At 67.2% G+C, this 16,214-nt stretch carries 19 protein-coding genes; 16 read left to right on the forward strand and 3 right to left on the reverse strand.

All coding sequences use genetic code 11. The features are described from left to right. Position 1 precedes the first annotated feature (1 nt). Positions 2 to 463, reverse strand: a complete 462-nt coding sequence (locus ACUDTM_RS03340) for a helix-turn-helix transcriptional regulator (protein WP_445391147.1) — start codon at positions 461 to 463, stop codon at positions 2 to 4. Then, positions 460 to 1,386, reverse strand: coding sequence for a LysR substrate-binding domain-containing protein (locus ACUDTM_RS03345; protein WP_111200989.1), 927 nt, complete (start codon positions 1,384 to 1,386; stop codon positions 460 to 462). Before ACUDTM_RS03345 ends, ACUDTM_RS03340 begins: the two co-directional genes overlap by 4 nt. A 91-nt stretch (positions 1,387 to 1,477) precedes the next feature. Here ACUDTM_RS03345 and ACUDTM_RS03350 point away from each other — a divergent pair, with 91 nt between their 5' ends. Both ACUDTM_RS03350 and ACUDTM_RS03355 read left to right on the forward strand, forming a co-directional pair. Continuing rightward, entirely contained in the window at positions 1,478 to 2,518 is a 1,041-nt protein-coding gene (locus ACUDTM_RS03350) for a hypothetical protein (protein WP_445391148.1), read from the forward strand. After that, positions 2,515 to 3,396 (forward strand): TolB family protein, encoded by an 882-nt coding sequence (locus ACUDTM_RS03355; protein WP_065177771.1) that lies wholly within the window; start codon positions 2,515 to 2,517, stop codon positions 3,394 to 3,396. Before ACUDTM_RS03350 ends, ACUDTM_RS03355 begins: the two co-directional genes overlap by 4 nt. A gap of 7 nt (positions 3,397 to 3,403) precedes the next feature. On the opposite strand, the gene ACUDTM_RS03360 is transcribed toward ACUDTM_RS03355, so the two are convergent. Continuing rightward, entirely contained in the window at positions 3,404 to 4,759 is a 1,356-nt protein-coding gene (locus tag ACUDTM_RS03360; RefSeq protein ID WP_111200987.1) for a sigma-54 interaction domain-containing protein, read from the reverse strand. 397 nt (positions 4,760 to 5,156) lie between these two features. On the opposite strand from ACUDTM_RS03360, the gene ACUDTM_RS03365 reads away from it, so the two are divergent. From ACUDTM_RS03365 to ACUDTM_RS03430, 14 genes are all read left to right on the forward strand, one after another. After that, positions 5,157 to 5,687 carry a hypothetical protein gene (locus ACUDTM_RS03365; RefSeq protein ID WP_445391149.1) on the forward strand — a complete coding sequence of 177 codons (531 nt, stop codon included), beginning with the start codon at positions 5,157 to 5,159 and terminating at the stop codon, positions 5,685 to 5,687. Further along, positions 5,684 to 6,301 carry a hypothetical protein gene (locus ACUDTM_RS03370; RefSeq protein WP_151354756.1) on the forward strand — a complete coding sequence of 206 codons (618 nt, stop codon included), beginning with the start codon at positions 5,684 to 5,686 and terminating at the stop codon, positions 6,299 to 6,301. Before ACUDTM_RS03365 ends, ACUDTM_RS03370 begins: the two co-directional genes overlap by 4 nt. Positions 6,302 to 6,344: 43 nt before the next feature. After that, on the forward strand, positions 6,345 to 7,661 hold the full coding sequence (locus ACUDTM_RS03375; RefSeq protein ID WP_445391150.1) for an adhesin: 1,317 nt from the start codon (positions 6,345 to 6,347) through the stop codon (positions 7,659 to 7,661). Positions 7,662 to 7,760: 99 nt separating this feature from the next. Beyond that, complete coding sequence (locus ACUDTM_RS03380) at positions 7,761 to 8,465, forward strand: C39 family peptidase (RefSeq protein ID WP_072167149.1); 705 nt, start codon at positions 7,761 to 7,763, stop codon at positions 8,463 to 8,465. 13 nt (positions 8,466 to 8,478) lie between these two features. Then, on the forward strand, positions 8,479 to 9,228 hold the full coding sequence (locus tag ACUDTM_RS03385; RefSeq protein WP_445391151.1) for a hypothetical protein: 750 nt from the start codon (positions 8,479 to 8,481) through the stop codon (positions 9,226 to 9,228). Positions 9,229 to 9,272: 44 nt separating this feature from the next. Then, the gene (locus ACUDTM_RS03390) at positions 9,273 to 10,577 is read left to right on the forward strand and encodes a transporter (RefSeq protein WP_445391152.1); all 1,305 of its coding nucleotides are present in this window, start codon (positions 9,273 to 9,275) and stop codon (positions 10,575 to 10,577) included. A 137-nt stretch (positions 10,578 to 10,714) separates the two neighbouring features. Beyond that, positions 10,715 to 11,854, forward strand: coding sequence for an SPFH domain-containing protein (locus tag ACUDTM_RS03395; RefSeq protein WP_072167115.1), 1,140 nt, complete (start codon positions 10,715 to 10,717; stop codon positions 11,852 to 11,854). A gap of 20 nt (positions 11,855 to 11,874) precedes the next feature. Beyond that, positions 11,875 to 13,227 carry a TFIIB-type zinc ribbon-containing protein gene (locus tag ACUDTM_RS03400; protein WP_111007759.1) on the forward strand — a complete coding sequence of 451 codons (1,353 nt, stop codon included), beginning with the start codon at positions 11,875 to 11,877 and terminating at the stop codon, positions 13,225 to 13,227. Beyond that, the gene (locus ACUDTM_RS03405) at positions 13,224 to 13,481 is read left to right on the forward strand and encodes a hypothetical protein (RefSeq protein WP_053496535.1); all 258 of its coding nucleotides are present in this window, start codon (positions 13,224 to 13,226) and stop codon (positions 13,479 to 13,481) included. The genes ACUDTM_RS03400 and ACUDTM_RS03405 overlap by 4 nt, the downstream gene beginning before the upstream one ends. Positions 13,482 to 13,691: 210 nt before the next feature. Continuing rightward, positions 13,692 to 13,883, forward strand: coding sequence for a hypothetical protein (locus ACUDTM_RS03410; protein WP_227836744.1), 192 nt, complete (start codon positions 13,692 to 13,694; stop codon positions 13,881 to 13,883). Between the two features lie 33 nt (positions 13,884 to 13,916). Continuing rightward, positions 13,917 to 14,276 (forward strand): AprI/Inh family metalloprotease inhibitor, encoded by a 360-nt coding sequence (locus ACUDTM_RS03415; RefSeq protein WP_227836745.1) that lies wholly within the window; start codon positions 13,917 to 13,919, stop codon positions 14,274 to 14,276. Positions 14,277 to 14,345: 69 nt separating this feature from the next. Then, on the forward strand, positions 14,346 to 15,305 hold the full coding sequence (locus ACUDTM_RS03420; protein WP_072167118.1) for a cation diffusion facilitator family transporter: 960 nt from the start codon (positions 14,346 to 14,348) through the stop codon (positions 15,303 to 15,305). A gap of 72 nt (positions 15,306 to 15,377) precedes the next feature. Continuing rightward, positions 15,378 to 16,013 (forward strand): DNA-3-methyladenine glycosylase, encoded by a 636-nt coding sequence (locus ACUDTM_RS03425; RefSeq protein ID WP_088497572.1) that lies wholly within the window; start codon positions 15,378 to 15,380, stop codon positions 16,011 to 16,013. After that, complete coding sequence (locus ACUDTM_RS03430; protein WP_061480303.1) at positions 16,013 to 16,207, forward strand: hypothetical protein; 195 nt, start codon at positions 16,013 to 16,015, stop codon at positions 16,205 to 16,207. Before ACUDTM_RS03425 ends, ACUDTM_RS03430 begins: the two co-directional genes overlap by 1 nt. Positions 16,208 to 16,214 lie beyond the last annotated feature (7 nt).

A 16,214-nucleotide genomic window follows, 5' to 3' on the forward strand; every position in this document is an offset into this window, starting at 1 on the left:
CTCACGTGGGATCCACGTTAGCAACCGCCGCGCGCCGGCGCTTCTCCAAAACTGCCATGTTCAGGTCCGGTCGCTGCGCGGCACGTGCGTGGCACTCCGGCACGCAGGCCGGCGTCGCCTGGCCGGCCCGCTCACACTCGCGCACGTTGCCCGGGCTGTCGCCGGTGATGTCACGGAAGATGCGGCCGAAGGTGCCCAGGCTGCTCCAGCCGGTCTGCGCGGCGATCTCGGTGACCGGCAGATCGGTGTCACGCAACATCGCCACGGCCCGTTCAATCCGTCGGCTCAGCAGGTAGCGATGCGGTGGCAGCCCGAAGGCCTGCTTGAACGAACGCGCGAAATGCGCTGCGGATACGGCACTCACTTCGGCCAGGCGGGCCACCGGCCAGTCCTCGTGGCTGGCATGGTCCATCCGGTCCTTGGCACGCAGCAGGCGTCGCAGCAGTTCAGGGCTCTGGTTCATGCCGCCACCGTGCGCGCCAGATGATGTCGCGCCGCATGCCTGGCCTGCGCGGCCTGCTCGCCCAGCCAGTCACCGAATGCAATGACCTTCGCGCTCCGGCTGCGCGCCGTCGGTGCCACGAACCAGAAACCACGCCCGTCGCTGGCCACACCGGGATGTGCCTGCACCAGGCGCCCGCTGTCCAGTTCGGCCTGGAACAGGATTGGCGAAGCAATGGCGATGCCCTGCCCGGCAATGGCCGCGCCGACGTCCAGATGCTCTACCGCAAAGGGGCTGACCAGGCTCTCCTCGGCCGGCGGCGGAACCGCGCCATGTGCGGAAAACCACAGTGCCCACCAGTCGGGCCTGCCGAGCAGCGGAACCTCCAAGGCCCGGCGCCCGAGCCCGTCAGCCGCCGGCAGCAGCGCTGGCGCGCACAACGGGGTGAAAATGCTGGGGAACAGGGGCGTGGCCTGCAGCCCGGGCCACTCGCCATGCCCATTGCGGATGGCAGCATCAAAATGCCCGGCGGCCAGGTCCTGCGGCTCTGCCGACAGGTCCAGTTCCAGCACGATGCTCCGATGGCGGCCGCGGAAACTGCCCAGCCGCGGTGTCAACCAGCTGGTGCCCAGCGTGGGTAGCACGGACAGGCGCAGTCGCGCCGCATCCATGTCTGCGGCGCGCATGAAACTGGCACGAAGCGCGTCGAAGGCCCGGGTGGCCTCCCGCGCGACGCTGGCACCCGCTGCCGTCAGTTCCACATGCTGTGCGTGGCGCAGGAACAGGCAGGTGCCGGTCTGGGCCTCCAGCCGGCGCACGTGGTAACTCACCGATGCCGCGCTGGTGTCGAGCTCCTCGGCGGCACGGGCAAAACTGCCCAGCCGCGCCGCCGCTTCGAAGGCGCGGATGGCGGCAAGCGATGGAAGCTGGCGTTGGGTCACCATAAGTGTGGCTTAGCCTGAGCCCGGATATCTGCGTGGTCAATCCCCCTCGCATCCGCAACGATGGAGGCACTTCCGGCAAGGGGTCACGCACATGGATCGACGGCAGTTCCTGGCCACCTTGGCCGCAGTGGCAGCCTCAAGCGCCCCACCCTCGGGGCGGCCCCTGTCCAGCCACAGCGACGACTGGAAATGGTTGCAGGGCAACTGGCAGGTCCGGCACCAACGCCTGAAGGAGCGCCTGGTGGGCGACACCCGCTGGGAAGCCTTCACCGGCGCCAGCGCGGTCTGGCTCACCCTGGGCGGGCTCGGCACCATCGATGACAACGTCATGGCGCTGCCTTCGGGCCCGTACAGAGGCCTGGGCGTGCGTGCTTTTGATCCAGTGTCTTCCACGTGGTCGATCTGGTGGATCGATGGGCGCAACCCTGCCCATATCGAAGCGCCCGTGCGCGGCGCCTTCGAAGGCGATGGCGGCAGCTTCCGTGGTCGTGACCACTTCAAGGAACGCCCCATCGACGTCTGGTTCCGCTGGCATGACATCCATGGCGAGGAGCCGTGGTGGGAGCAGGCGTTCTCCGACGATGCCGGCGCGCACTGGGAAGTGAACTGGCGCAACTGGTTCCGCCGCACTGCGGCGGTCCCCTCACCGCTTCCGAAGCTGCCGGATGCACCGCGCGATTTTGATTTCCTGGTGGGCCATTGGAACGTGCGCCATCGTCGCCTGCGCGCTCGGCTGGCAGGCAGTGATGCGTGGGACGCGTTCAACGGCACGCTGCACAACTGGCCGGTACTGGGAGGATTCGGCAACGTAGGCGACAACCTGATGGACGTGCCGGGAACACCGCTGCGCGGCATGGGTATCCGCGCCTGGAGTGCGGCTGAGCAGCACTGGCTTAGCTGGTGGCTGGATGGTCGGGAGCCGACCCGGATCGGTGCGCCGCTGCGCGGTGGTTTCGAGGCCGGTGTCGGCCGCTTCTTCGGCGAGGACCAGCACGACGGTCGATCAATCCAGACGCGGGTGATCTGGTCACGCATCACCCCGCGCTCGGCGCGCTGGGAACAGGCGGCATCGACCGATGGCGGGCGCAGCTGGGAAACCAACTGGGTCAGCGACTTCGAGCGGCAGGCATGAAAGCGCGGCTGGCCGTGATGCTGCTGGTTGCTGCGTCGCCCCCCGCGACTCCCTCAAGCGTGCTGCAGATCGTCGGCTCCGCTGAACGCTTTGCGCCGGGCGTTGCATCCACGCAGTACGACGAGATTCGACTGACCCTGAGCCCGGACGGAAACACCGCGCTGTGGTTCAGCCGCAACCGTCCCGGTGGTCCGGGCGGGTATGACATCTGGGTCTCCCGCCACGATGGGCAGCGCTGGCGGCCGGCGACGCCGGTCTCGTTCAACACGCCGGGACGAGACTTCGATCCCGCCTTTTCTGCCGATGGCCGCACGGTGTATTTCTGTTCGGATCGAGCAGGCGGCCAGGGCGGCGACGATCTGTACCGGGTCAGCATTGGACGTGACGGTCGATTCGGCGAACCGGAGAATCTGGGCCCCGCGGTGAACAGCGCGGCCGACGAGTTCGCGCCGATGCTCTCGCCGGACGGTCGTACGCTGTTGTTCTCCAGCGATCGCGCGGGCGGTGCCGGCGGCCATGACCTCTACAGCGCCACGATGATCGGCGGCGTGGCGCAGCTGGCGCGGCCGCTGGCGGGGGGCATCAATACCGCCGCACAGGAGTTCGATGCCACGTTCCTCGGCAACGGCCAAACGGTGGTGTTTGCCCGCGCCCTGGACTTCGCCACTGCACCGGTCCGCCAGTTCATTGCCTACGAGCGTGGAGGCCGTTATGACGCGGGCCATGCATTGCCCTCCCCGGTGAACGAAGCCTCCGGCGACAGCTACGGTGCGATGCTGGATGGCTCGCAACCTGACACTTTGACCTATTCGGCGCGGCGCGCAGACGGTGCGGGGTTGGACCTGTACCGCATCCGCTACCGTTCGGGCGAACCATGATCCGCACTCAACGCTGCGCCGGCAGTTCCAGACGATGCTTGCGGCACAGCCGGTACACGGTCACCCGCGAGATCTGCATCTGCCGTGCGCACTCGGAGACGTTGTAGCCGGTCTGGCGCAGGGTCTGCAGCAGCACATCGCGCTCGGCCTGGCCGCGGGCATCCTGCAGCATCGCGCCCGGCGGCGCATGCTCGGCCCCACCCAGTTCAAGGTCACGCTCGCTGATCAGCTCGCCTTCGGCCATGATCGCCGCCCGCTGCACCCGGTTGAGCAGTTCACGCACGTTGCCGGGCCAACCGAAGCGCCGCATCGCCTGCAGCGCAGCGGGCGCAAAGCCACGTGCACGCACGCTGTGGCGCAGGCGGAAGCAGCGCAGGAAGTGCTCGGCCAGCAGTTGCACATCGGCGCCACGCTCGCGCAAGGGCGGCATCAGCAGGCGCAGCACATTGAGCCGATAGTAGAGATCACTGCGGAACCGACCCTGCGCCACCGCGTGTTCCAGCTCCACGTGGGTGGCGGCGAGTACCCGCACATCCACACGCAGCGGCTGGCTGCTGCCGACACGCTCGAAGGTGCCTTCCTGCAGCACGCGCAGCAGGCTGGTCTGCGCCTCCGCCGGCAGGTCGCCCACCTCGTCGAGGAACACGGTGCCGCCGTGTGCGGCTTCGAATACGCCTATCTGGCGCTTGTCGGCGCCGGTGAACGAGCCGCGCTCGTGGCCGAACAGCTCCGACTGCACCAGGCTGGCCGGAATGGCACCGCAGTTGACCGCGATGAACGGCTTGCCCGCACGGCCGGACAACGCATGCAGAGCGTGAGCCGCCAGCTCCTTGCCAGTGCCGGTTTCGCCGGTGACCAGCACCGGCAGTTCGACCGGCGCGAACTTGTGCAGCACGCTGCGCACCGCATGCAACGCAGGACTCTCGCCGATCAGTGTGCGCGGCCCCTGGCCGGCGCATACCTCGCTGGCAGAAGGATCATCCGCGTCGAACTGCTGGCGCATCGCAGCCACCAGGTCCTGCAGGCCGAAAGGCAGCGTGAACCGCGAGATGCAGCGCTGCAGCAAGGGCAGCCACGCTGCAGGCGTGGGCCCCGCGCCGGGTGGCAGCACCGCAATCCAGGGCAGATGCACGTGCTGTTCGATCCATGGCGCCAGCAACTGCAGCGCGGACGTATCCAGATGGCGAAGATCCAGCACAGCGACCAGCCGATCACGCCCGCGCAGCCCGATCGCCATCGCCGGGTCGGGATGGATGCGGCGCACGTACCAGCCTGCGGCCGCCAGCGCGCTGCGCTCGTTCGCCAGCGGCTCGCCGAACCAGAGCACGCAACGTGATGTAGAAGCCTCCGGGACCGCCGCCATGCTTCCCCCAGCATCCGGACACCGTCGGCGGACTGTCAGGCAATCGCCGGCGTGCCGCCCTCCGCCGGGACCCTCTACGGCCACCGCAGCGGCCTTTGATGGGCGGATCCTAGCGCTGCGCTAAACGGCGGCGCAATGAGCGCCACGTCAAGAGACCACCGGCTGAAGCGGCATCGTTACAGTCCGCGACGGCACCTGTAACACCCGTGTGACAGTCGGGCGCCCGCCTTGCCCTGCGGCGCGTGGTACAGCGCGATCCCAACATTTTTCCGACGCCGCTGTAACGGCGCGGCAGCAGCCCCCTGCGCCTGCCAGCGCCTGACGCCAAGGCAGCCAAGCCTTGCAGGGTTGGCACGGTTGATGCGTGCTTCCGCCGCACCCACCACGGGAGATCGGCATGGACGGCATCACCCCCATTCGCGGCCTGCTGGCAACGCTGGCTGTGGCCCTGCTGTCGGTTGGCGCGAGCGCCTCTGCCTCCGGTGCGCGCCAGGGCGTGAAGGCTCAACCGGGCGAAATCGTCCTGTTGCGTGATGTGTCCGCACGCCCGGCCTATCGCATGGCGCCGCCCGGCATGGCGCTGATCGCCGACCCGAAACCCCAGCGCGAGATCGCGGCGGCCCTCGGTGCGGGTGCCCCGGCAAACGGGATGGACGAGCTGAGCGATGAGGACTACGCAGGCATGGGAGCAGGTCAGGCCGCCACGGCCACCGCACCCGCAGGCACCACGGTCGAACGTGTGACGCAGCAGGCATTGGGCGGTACGCTCGGCCGCAACGGTGACGGCATGGTCGGCAGCAGTCTCGGTGGCGCCATGAGCGGGCCGCTCGGCGCGGTCGGCAACAATACCCGCGGCATCAGCGAGACCGTGCGCGGCGCGCTCGGCCAGTTCCCGCTGCAGGGCATGGCCCCGGCAGGTGGCAAGTGAGGCGGGCGCACTGGCTGCTGCTGATCCTGCCTGCCACGCCGTTGATCGCGCAGGCCGATGACTATAGCGGCATGCTCGCCTACCTCGACGTTGCCCGCATCGACGGCCATGCACTGGCCGGCGCGAACGGCGCCATCGCGGTCAACCAGGCGGCCGGCGACCTCAATCTGCAGGCCAACCTGCGCGGCATCGCCACGGGCGAACATGCCGACGTCTCGATCGGCAACCGACAACTGCGCGGTGGCAACCGCGTGCTGGGTGCACCGCTGCACGCCACTGCCGTCATCGATGGCAAGGCGCTGGCCGGTGCCAGCGGCATCGCATCCATCAACCAGGCCAGCGGCATCGCCAACACGACGCTCAACGTCGTCAGCGCGACGCTGGCCCGACAGGGCATACGCGAAACCGACGATACGGCCTTGGCCGCCGAGGGTTCCGCGTTGGCAGGGGGGCGGGACTACGCCGGTCGCGGCGTCGCGACGGGCACCCGCAGCGCCGGTGTCACCAGCACCGCGCTGCGGGGATTCGACGGGGTCCTGCAACTCAATCAGATCGCGGGCAGCGGCAATGACACGGCCAATGTGCTGGGCCTGGTCGTGCAGGACCGCCCGTGACAACCACCCAACCGATGCACCACCTGATGAGAGAGAGGGCACCATGAAAGCGACCGTCAAACGGACCATGCTCGCCATGGCGATTGCCACTGCCTCGACCGCCGCTGCGGCCAATGGCTGGGACAACCAGAACGCCAACGCGAACATCAACCACACCCACACCGTCAGCGAAACCCGCAACGAGACGCACAACCACACCGACAACGACGTGCGCAACCGCACCGTCAACGTCAATGTGCAGAAGCACAGCACCATCCAGGCCGACGAACGCAAGGAAAAGAACAACCACGGCGTCGACGTGAACCTGGAGAAGGACCTGCGACTGAGCACCGACATCAATTTCTCCGGCGACCCGAACATCACCGGCGACATCGACCTCGACTCGGCGGCCATCGCCGTGATCGACAACCGCCAGTCGATCAGCAACAACGCCACCAGCAACAGCCTGGTCACCAACAGTGCCTCCATCGGTGACAGCGTGGGCGCAGGTGCCTCCGGCAACCTCGGCTTCAACGTGGTATCGGGCGACAACAACGCCCAGGACAATGCCGCGTCATTGTCCGCCGCCGACGCGTCCTTCAGCTTCGGCATGGCCGACGCCGAGGTGTTCGTCAACCAGGCCGGCTTCGGCAACGCGACCATGAACTCCGGCGTCACCAATGCCGCAGGTCTCGGTGGCAATGCCTTCGGCGGTGCGTCAGGCAACATCGGCGTCAACATTGCTTCGGGCAACAACAACGAGCAGAAGAACGCGCTGGCGGCGTCGGTCGCGACCACCGCGGTGGCGCAGTCGAGCATCAGCTCCAACCAGGTCTCCACCGGCAACACGGTCAGCAACGCCGGCTTCGTACAGTCCTACACCGATACCGTGCAGGTCGGCATGCGTGGCGGCGTCAGCGGCCTGACCCTGGCCTATGGCGCGGGCACCTACCGCGGCACCGGCAACGCCTACCAGATGGCCAACTACTACCTGGATACCTGGAGTGGCGAGCTGCCGCACCCGGGTGGCAACAGCACCGGCCATATCGATCTGGACAACCAGATCCAGAACGCCACGATGAACCCCAACCGGCCGGGGGTGGGCGGCCTGGGCTTCGATACGCGTGAGAGTGGCACCAGCCAGTTCGTCGAACTGGGCGTGGCCGACCTGTATGCCAGCCTCAGCGGCACGGTCAGCACCACGCGCTGGGTGAACGTCAACGCGACCAACACCTCGGCCTTGTCGGGCCGCGCCTTCTCCGGCGCCTCGGGCAACATCGGCGTGAACGTGGCCGCGGGCACCGGCAACCTGCAGGCCAACAGCCTGGCCCTGGCAGTCGCCCAGCCCAGCACCGGCGGCGGTGGTGGCAGCGGCGAGTAAGCGCAACACCCCGGCCGTCCGCCAATGGCCGGGTTCCCGGGAGCTCCTGTTCCTCCTCCCCCTTGGGACAGGAGCTCCCCCTTGCTGCCGGAGAATGCGATGTTCGGCCACCGTCTCTCGATACGCCTGCTGGCCTGCCTGCTGTTGCTGGGCGGCGCGTCCGCGCGGGCGGGCGACGTCGGCTTCGCCGGCGTACTGCCCAATGGCGCGCTGCTGCAGCAGAAGGTGGAGAGCATGCAGGAACGGCGCTACCGCAACGTGGTACGCCAGCACACCGATTACAGCTGCGGAGCGGCCGCACTGGCGACCGTCCTGCGCCATGCCTACCACCTGGACACCGACGAGGCGACGGTCATCGAAGGGATGATGGGGGTGTCCGACCCGGCGCTGGTGGCCGAGCGTGGCTTCTCGCTGCTCGACATCAAGCGCTACGTGGAGTCGCTGGGCATGCGCGGGCGCGGCTATCGCATCGATGAGGCCCGCCTGCGCACGCTTCGGGTTCCGGGTCTTGTGCTGATGGACGTGCGCGGCTTCCGCCACTTCGTGGTGCTCAAGCAGGTGCGCGGCGGTGTGGTCGAGGTGGCTGATCCCATCCTTGGCAACCGCAGCCTGGCGCTGCCTGAATTCCTCGCTGCGTGGCCATCGCGTGCCGTATTCGTGGTGATCGGGAGTGATTTCGATCGCAACACAGTCCTGCTGCAACCCAGCGAACGGCCCAGTGCCCGCGCGCTCTACGCGCGACAGGGGCCGATCACCGATGCCGAACTGGTCGATTTCGGCTTCAGCCACGCCGACCTGTTCTGAAGGAGGTTCCGCCATGTTCCGCCACCGTCTGTTGATGCTCCTGCTGCTGGCGAGCCCCGCCCTGCCCCTGCAGGCGGCGGATGCTGCGCCGGGACGCGGCCTGAAGGAAATTCCGGATCCCGAACTGAACCTGATGCGCGGCCGCTACACCGTGGGCGGCAATACCGTCGCGTGGTTCGGGGTGACGATGGTCTCGCAGTGGCAGGCCGGCAACGGAAACGTATTGCAGGGTGCGTTGACTCTGGGCATGGACTTCCGCGGCGGCGGCAGCCCGAAACTGAGCTTCCAGCCCAGCGTGCACGTGACTGCCGCAGATGCGCCGCTGCCGGACACGCAGGGCCGCCATATCGACAGCACCGGCCTGGCCAACGCCAATGGCCTGGTGCAGAGCGTGCAGGTGGCCGGCGATGGCAACGTTGCCCGCAATGCGACCACGCTGGTGGTGCGCAACGGCACGGTGCCGGGCCTTTCGGATGACGGTGCCCATTCGCTCAGTGCGCAGGGTGCAGGCGTCTCGGCCTCCGCAGTGCTGGACGGCAACCAGGCACGCCTGCAGCTGCAGGTGGAGGGCCAGGGCATGGTCCAGCAATGGATACGTAACGGCAGCGTCGGCCAGGGCATCGCCCTGGCCGGTGACGGCCAGATCGCCAGCAACCAGCTGCGGCTGGAACTGGTGCGGGATACCGCGGGCGGCAACCTGCCGTTGAGCCAGAACGTGGCCCAGGCGATTGCGATGAACCGCGGCATGGGGCCGGGCCGATAGCACCACGGCACGGCGTTGGGGGATCCACAACGCAGGACACGAACATGCACACCTTGATGAGGATCACCCCGTTGGCGCTGGCGGCGCTGGCGGGCACCGCCTTTGCCGCACCGCCAGCGGCGGACGATGGCGGCGACGTGCAGGCACTTGCCAACCAGCTGGAGCAGCTCAAATCCAACTACGCACAGGAAGTGCGGCGGCTGCGCGAACTGGACATGCAGGTGCAGGCCATGCAGGCGCGATTGAGTGGACGCACGGGGCCCACCGGGCCGGCAACGGCGGCGGCAACGGGCGCAGCAGTCGAGCATGGCTCGACGCTACAGACGTCGCAGGGTAGCGAGGGCTACGCCAGCACGGCGGCCGAGGCACAGCAGGCGAAGCAGGAATCGCGGCGCAGCGTGGATGATGTGAAACAACAGCAGTCGGCGCTGTTCTCGCGCCGCTTCACCGTCGAGAACAGCCTCACCTACGCCCGCTACGACCGCAAGCAGCTCACCCTCAATGGTTTCCTGGCGCTGGACGCGATCTTCCTCGGCAACATCGCCATCGAGAACGTTGAATCCGATTCGCTCACCTACAACCTGGCCGCACGTTGGGGTGTCAGCCCGAACCTGACGCTCAACCTGGACGTGCCTTACCTGGCGCGGCGCACCGTCTACCAGAAGGGCGGCGCGGGCGGTGCGGCGGCCGCGATCGCGCAGGAAGAAACCAATGGCAACGGGCTGGGCGATATCGGTTTGAGTGCGAACTACCGCTTGTTCGGCGAACGCGGCTGGCGCCCGGAAACGGTGCTCACCGCCGGAGTCACCGCCCCTACCGGGCGCGCACCCTACGGTCTGGACTGGAAGGTGATCGAGCGCGACGACGACGACTACATCCGCTTCGCCGTACCCAGGGAACAGCCCACCGGCAATGGCGTGTGGCAGGCCAATGTGGGCCTGTCGATGGTCAAGACCGCCGATCCGGCGATCCTGTTCGCCAACGTCGGCTATGTGCATTCGTTCCCGCGTGGCTTCAGTGATATCGACAGCAACCCCGACACGGTCAACCCGGGAGACGTGAAGCTCGGCGGCGCGGTCTACTTCGGCGCTGGCGTGGCCTTTGCGTTCAACGAGCGCACCAGCCTCAGCCTGTCCTTCAGCGACCGCATCAGCGCCCGCGCTTCCACCCGTTTCCAAGGCGGGAAGTGGATGAAAGTGATCGGCAGCGACGCCAACGCGGCATCACTGAATCTGGGCGTGACCTACGCGCTCAACCAGCACACCACGCTGGTGACCCTGCTCGGCATCGGGCTGACCCCGGATGCACAGGACTTCACGCTCGCCTTCAAGATCCCGTACATGTTGTAGCGACAGCGCCAGGCACGGCCCTGCGCCCCGGCAGGGCCTGGATTCATCTTCCGGCACCACAGCGGTCCCTGCCCGCTGCTATATTCAGCCCAGCTCGGCAGGCATGGTGCCTGCCCTCGAATCACAGGGAGTTGGACATGGGTCTGGTACAGGCGGTGAAGGGTGCGGTCGGTGGTGTGCTGGCCGACCAGTGGAAGGACTTCTACACCGTGCCCACGGGCCTGCCCTCGACGGCGGCCCTGTTCGCGGCGGTGCCGCGCGGCACCAACGCCGGCCGCGGCTCCAACACCAGCGGCTCGTCCAACATCATCACCAACGGCTCGAAGATCGTCGTGCCGGAGGGCTACGGCCTGCTGCTGTTCCAGGACGGCGCGATCACCGCGTTCGTCGCCGAACCGGGCGGCTACGAGTGGCGTTCGGACGACCTGAACTCGCAATCGATCTTCGCCGGCGACGGTCTGGTCAGCACCTTCATCAAGCAGAGCTGGGAACGCTTCAAGTTCGGCGGCCAGCCCGGTTCGCAGCAGGCGGCTTATTTCGTCTCGCTGAAGGAGCTGCCGGACAACCGCTTCGGGACCCAGTCGGAAATCTACTGGGACGACGGCTTCCTCAATACCCAGGTGGGCGCGGTCACGCGCGGCTCGTACACGCTGAAGATCGTCGACCCGATCCTGTTCGTGAAGAACTTCGTGCCGGCCAGCTACCTGCAGCCGGGCCAGGTGTTCGACTTCACCGACCTGGACAACGCCGCCGCCAGCCAGCTGTTCAATGAAGTGGTCGGTTCGCTGGCGCCGGCCTTCAGCCTGTACACGAACGATCCGGGCAAGGGCAACCGCATCACCAGGCTGCAGCAGGACTCGCTGGGCTTTGCACAGAGCCTGTCGGCCGCCGTCGAGCAGGGCTACCAGTGGAAGTCGGATCGCGGCCTGGCCATCGTCAAGACCGCCATTGTCTCGATCGAGTACGACGCCAACACCCGCGAACTGCTGAAGACCGTGCAGCGCGCCGATGCGCTGTCCGGCTCGCGCGGCAATTCCAACCTGCAGGCGAGCGTCGCCCAGGGCATCCAGTCGGCCGGCGAGAACGGCGGTGCGGCCGGCCTGGTCGGTGTCGGCATGGCCTCGGGCATGTTCGGTGTCGGCGGCATGCAGCAGCCGGTCACACCGGCTGCCGACGATCCGGTGGCCAAGCTGAAGAAGGCCAAGGAAATGCTGGACCTGGGCCTGATCACCCAGGGCGACTATGACGCCCTGAAAGCCAAGGCGCTGGGCCTGTAACAGCAGGACGCACAACCCACATGTCCGATCCCAGAAACGGCCCACCGCCGCTGCCCGGATCCGTGCCCGCGACGCCGCCGCCCTTGCCGGCGGCGTCGTTGGATGGGCCCGGTTCGCCGCAGGACGTCCCTCCCCTGCCCGGCAGCTTCCCGCTGGACACCTCGAAACTGCCACAGGCCATCCGCGATGAAGTGGAAGCGCCCGATCCTGTGGCCATTGATACCTCGGCCAGCGAGCTGAAGGACGGCCTCAACCGCTGCCCGAAGTGCGGCGCCACCGACATCCGGCCCAAGGCCGGCACCGATATCCTCATCTGCCTGTACTGCCGTCACGAATGGCATGGCGCGCGGGTCGAGGAGGAATTCGGGCTGGGCGAGGCCATCGACCAGTTGCGTGGCACGGTCATCGCCTCCGGCGCGCGTGACATCGACGCCGACACCTCGGCGTTGATGACGTTCAAGTGCACGGGCTGCGGCGCTGAAGTCACGGTCAATACCGAAAGCACGATGACGGCGCGCTGCCACTGGTGCCGCCATGTATTCGGCGTCAACGAACAGATCAGCAATGGTGCGGTGCCCGATGCGGTGCTGCCCTTCCACATCAAGAAGGACGATGCGGTCGCGCGCATCCGCCAGTTCGTCGACAAGCGCCGCATGTTCGCGCTGAAAGCGTTCAAGGAGCAGTTCACCCCGGAAAACGTGGTGGGCGTGTTCCTGCCCTACATGATCGTGGACAGCAACGTCAGCGCGGCCGTGGCCGGCAAGGGCGAGATCCAGACCCGGCAATACACGGTCGGCACCGAGAAGAACAAGCGCACCCTGTACGACGCCGATGTCTACCAGGTCGAACGCCAGGTGGATTTCACGGTTGATGACCTGCCCCTGGAATCCTCGGCCGAGCGCGGCAATCTGGATACCCGCGCCAACACCAACAACATCATCAACACCATCCTGCCGTTCGACACCAAGAACGCGGTGAAATGGAACGCCTCATACCTGGCTGGCTTCACCTCTGAGAAGCGCAACCTGGATGTGGAAAAGCTGCGGCCGCGGCTGGAAGACCAGCTGCTGTCGATCGCCCGCGCGCAGGTGGAAGGGTCGGTGAGGCGCTACAACCGTGGCGTGCGTTGGGAACAGGAACAGCTGGAGGTGCATGGAACGCGCTGGGTGTCGATGTACCTGCCGGTGTGGTTGTACTCGTATCACCAGCCCGGAAAGAACGGCGGCATGTTGCACTACATCGCGGTGAACGGCCGTACCGGCGAAACCATGGGCAGTGTGCCCGTGCAGCAATGGAAGATGCTGCTGGCGGCCCTGGCCACCGGCACCGTCATTGAAGCCCTCGCAATTGCCTTCCTGGTGGCATCGACATGAGCGACGACAGTGGCCTCTGGCTGTTGGCGGCAGGTCCGGCCGGCGCAACCGCGCTGTACTGGGCGCTGTACCGCTATTACCGCAACACCGACAAATCGCACTCCTTCGAGCACGAGACCGAGATCGAGGCCAAGCCGGTCACCGGCTCGGACCAGCAGGTCGGCCGGGTCACCGGCACCGAGGACAAGCGTATCCGCGGTGACAACGTGTATGAGTACCGGAAACGGGTGGCAAGGGTGAAGCCGGATCAGTAGCGCCAGGCCATGCCTGGCTGCGGGTCATGCCGGCCGATGGCCGGCATCCCTTCGGTCTCTGGGCGTCAAAGGGGAGCCGGCCAGCGGCCGGCACGACCCTTCAGCGGACAGCACCTGTTCTTGGCTGGCTTGCCTCAGGGCGCGCCCTCACACCGCCTCCCGCCCCACCGGTTCGGTACTCGCGCGATCCACCCTTCCGAGGATCGTGCGATGGCCGCCGTTCCTGCCCGTGCCTGCCTGTCCGTCCCGTGCTTCCTGACCCTGCCCGCCCTTGCCCAGGACGCGTCGTTCGGCTTCGGTGAACAGGCCACCCGTACCGAGCAGACCACGCAATCCAGCAGTACCCAGACCCAGAGCAGTGGAGCGGTGACCACGCAGACCACCACCAGCGGCAGCTCGTAGTCCGAGTCGCGCAGTGAAAGCAAGGGGCTGGACGTGGACTTCGGCTTCCACGACAACAACGATGACTGGGACCACGACCGCCAGCGCGGCGGCCGCGGCGTGCGCGAAGGCGATCTGTTCCGCAGCTGGACACTGGGCCAGGAGAACGGCAGCACCTGCACCATCGAGCTGAAGAACATCGAGTGGTTCGGCGGCTACAGTGCCTCTGTGCCTGCCGGCTGCCCGGACGGCTTCTTCTCGGCCAACCGCTGGGTGCTGTCGGGCAACCAGCTGCTGCTGACTGACACCAGCAACACCGTATTCGGGCGCTTCCGCGCGTCGGGCGGCGGACGCTGGACGGGGTACCGTGAACCGGATGGCGCGCGGCTGTATCTCAATCCCAAGGGGCGCTGATCGCACCGTGCACGCAGTGGGCACGCGCTGATCGGGAAGATCAGGCATCCGCCCCACCCCGCCACCGAAATGTCCGCTCCCACCGGCTCCCGTCTCGTCATCTATGCGGCCCTTGCAGGCAATCTGGCCATTGCCGTGGCCAAGTTCATCGCAGCCGGCATCTCCGGCAGCTCGGCCATGCTCAGCGAAGGCGTGCATTCGCTGGTCGACACATTGAATGAACTTCTGCTGCTGTACGGGCTGCGCCGTGCCAGCAAGGCGCCGGATTCCCTGCATCCGTTCGGCTATGGCCGCGAACTGTACTTCTGGAGCTTCATCGTCGCCCTGCTGGTGTTCGCTGCCGGCGCCGGCGTTTCGGCCTACGAAGGTATCCAGCACATCCGCCAGCCGGAGCCGGCCACCAACCACGCGTTAAGCTACAGCGTGCTGGGCATCTCCATCCTGTTCGAGGGGGCTTCCTGGTGGGTGGCGCTGCGTGAGTTCCGGCGCACCAAGGGCAGACTTGGCTACTTCGAAGCGTTCCGCCGCAGCAAGGATCCTTCCACCTTTACCGTGCTGCTGGAGGATAGCGCGGCCCTGCTGGGCCTGGGCTTCGCACTGATCGGCCTGGTGGCCGCGCAGGTGCTGGACATGCCGGTGCTTGATGGCGTTGCGTCGCTGTGCATCGCTGGCGTGCTGGCCGCCACCGCCTTCCTCCTGGCCCGTGAGACCAAGGGCCTGCTGGTCGGAGAGCCTGCCCATCCCGCAGTGGCCGAGCGGATCATGGCGGTGGCCGAAACCGATCCGGATCTGCGCCGCGCCAACGGGGTGACCACCATGCAGATGGGCCCGGAACAGGTGGTGGCCATGCTCAGCGCCGAGTTCGAGGATGACCGGCGGACCCCGCAGATCGAAGCCTGCATCACCCGCATCGAAACGGCGGTGAAGCGCGAGTATCCGGAGCTGGTGGCACTGTTCATCAAGCCGCAGACGCCGGAGGTGTATGCCGCCCGGCGCGCTGCATTGGCCGCACCGCCTGCGCCGGAATGACGCGGCGTCTGCGCCCGTTTCACCTGATCGATGCCACAGTGCCACGGTCTTTCTCCCGAGCCTGCCACCACCGTGCCGGATTGGTTGCCCGCCTCCCTGCAGATCCTGCCGCGCCGCTTCTACCGGCGTCCATCGACCGACGTTGCGCCGGAGCTGCTCAACAAGCTGCTGGTGCGCGACGATGGTCGCGCTGGCCGCATCGTCGAGGTTGAAGCCTATGCCGGCAGCGACGACCCCGCCGCGCACTCCTATCGCGGGCCAACGCCGCGCACGGCCAGCATGTTCGGTGAGGCCGGCCACCTCTATGTCTACTTCACGTACGGCATGCACTGGGGCAGCAACGTGGTCTGCGGAGAGGCCGGTGAAGGCGTGGCGGTGCTGCTGCGGGCCGTCGAGCCGCTGGCGGGCCTGGAGCGCATGCACGAGCTGCGTTCCGCCGCGCGCCGCGACCACGATCTGGCCAGTGGCCCCGGCAAGCTCTCGCAGGCCTTCGGGTTGGACCGCAGCTTCGACGGCGCCGATCTGGTGACCGGCAGCCATGGCATCGTGATCGCCAGCGATGGCACCCCGCCTCCGTCCGACCCGGAAGTTGGTCCTCGCATCGGCATCACCCGAGCCGTGGATTTCCCGTGGCGATGGCACGTCCGTGACCACCGTCACGTATCGGTGCGGCGACGCCGCATCTCCGCCCCCGCAAGGAAACGTTGATGACACCTCTCGACAAGCCGTTGCGACGCGAACTGGAGATCGATGGCCAGCCCTACACCCTGACTGTGGACCCTGAAGGCCTGAAGCTGGCGGAGAAGGGGCGACGCAAGGGCATTGCGTTGCGCTGGCAGGATCTGGTGTCCGGGGACGCGGCGCTGGCGACCGCATTGCAGGCATCGCTGCGCGAGCACTGAACCGACG

The organism is Stenotrophomonas maltophilia group sp. vghtpe118, from assembly GCF_052605195.1.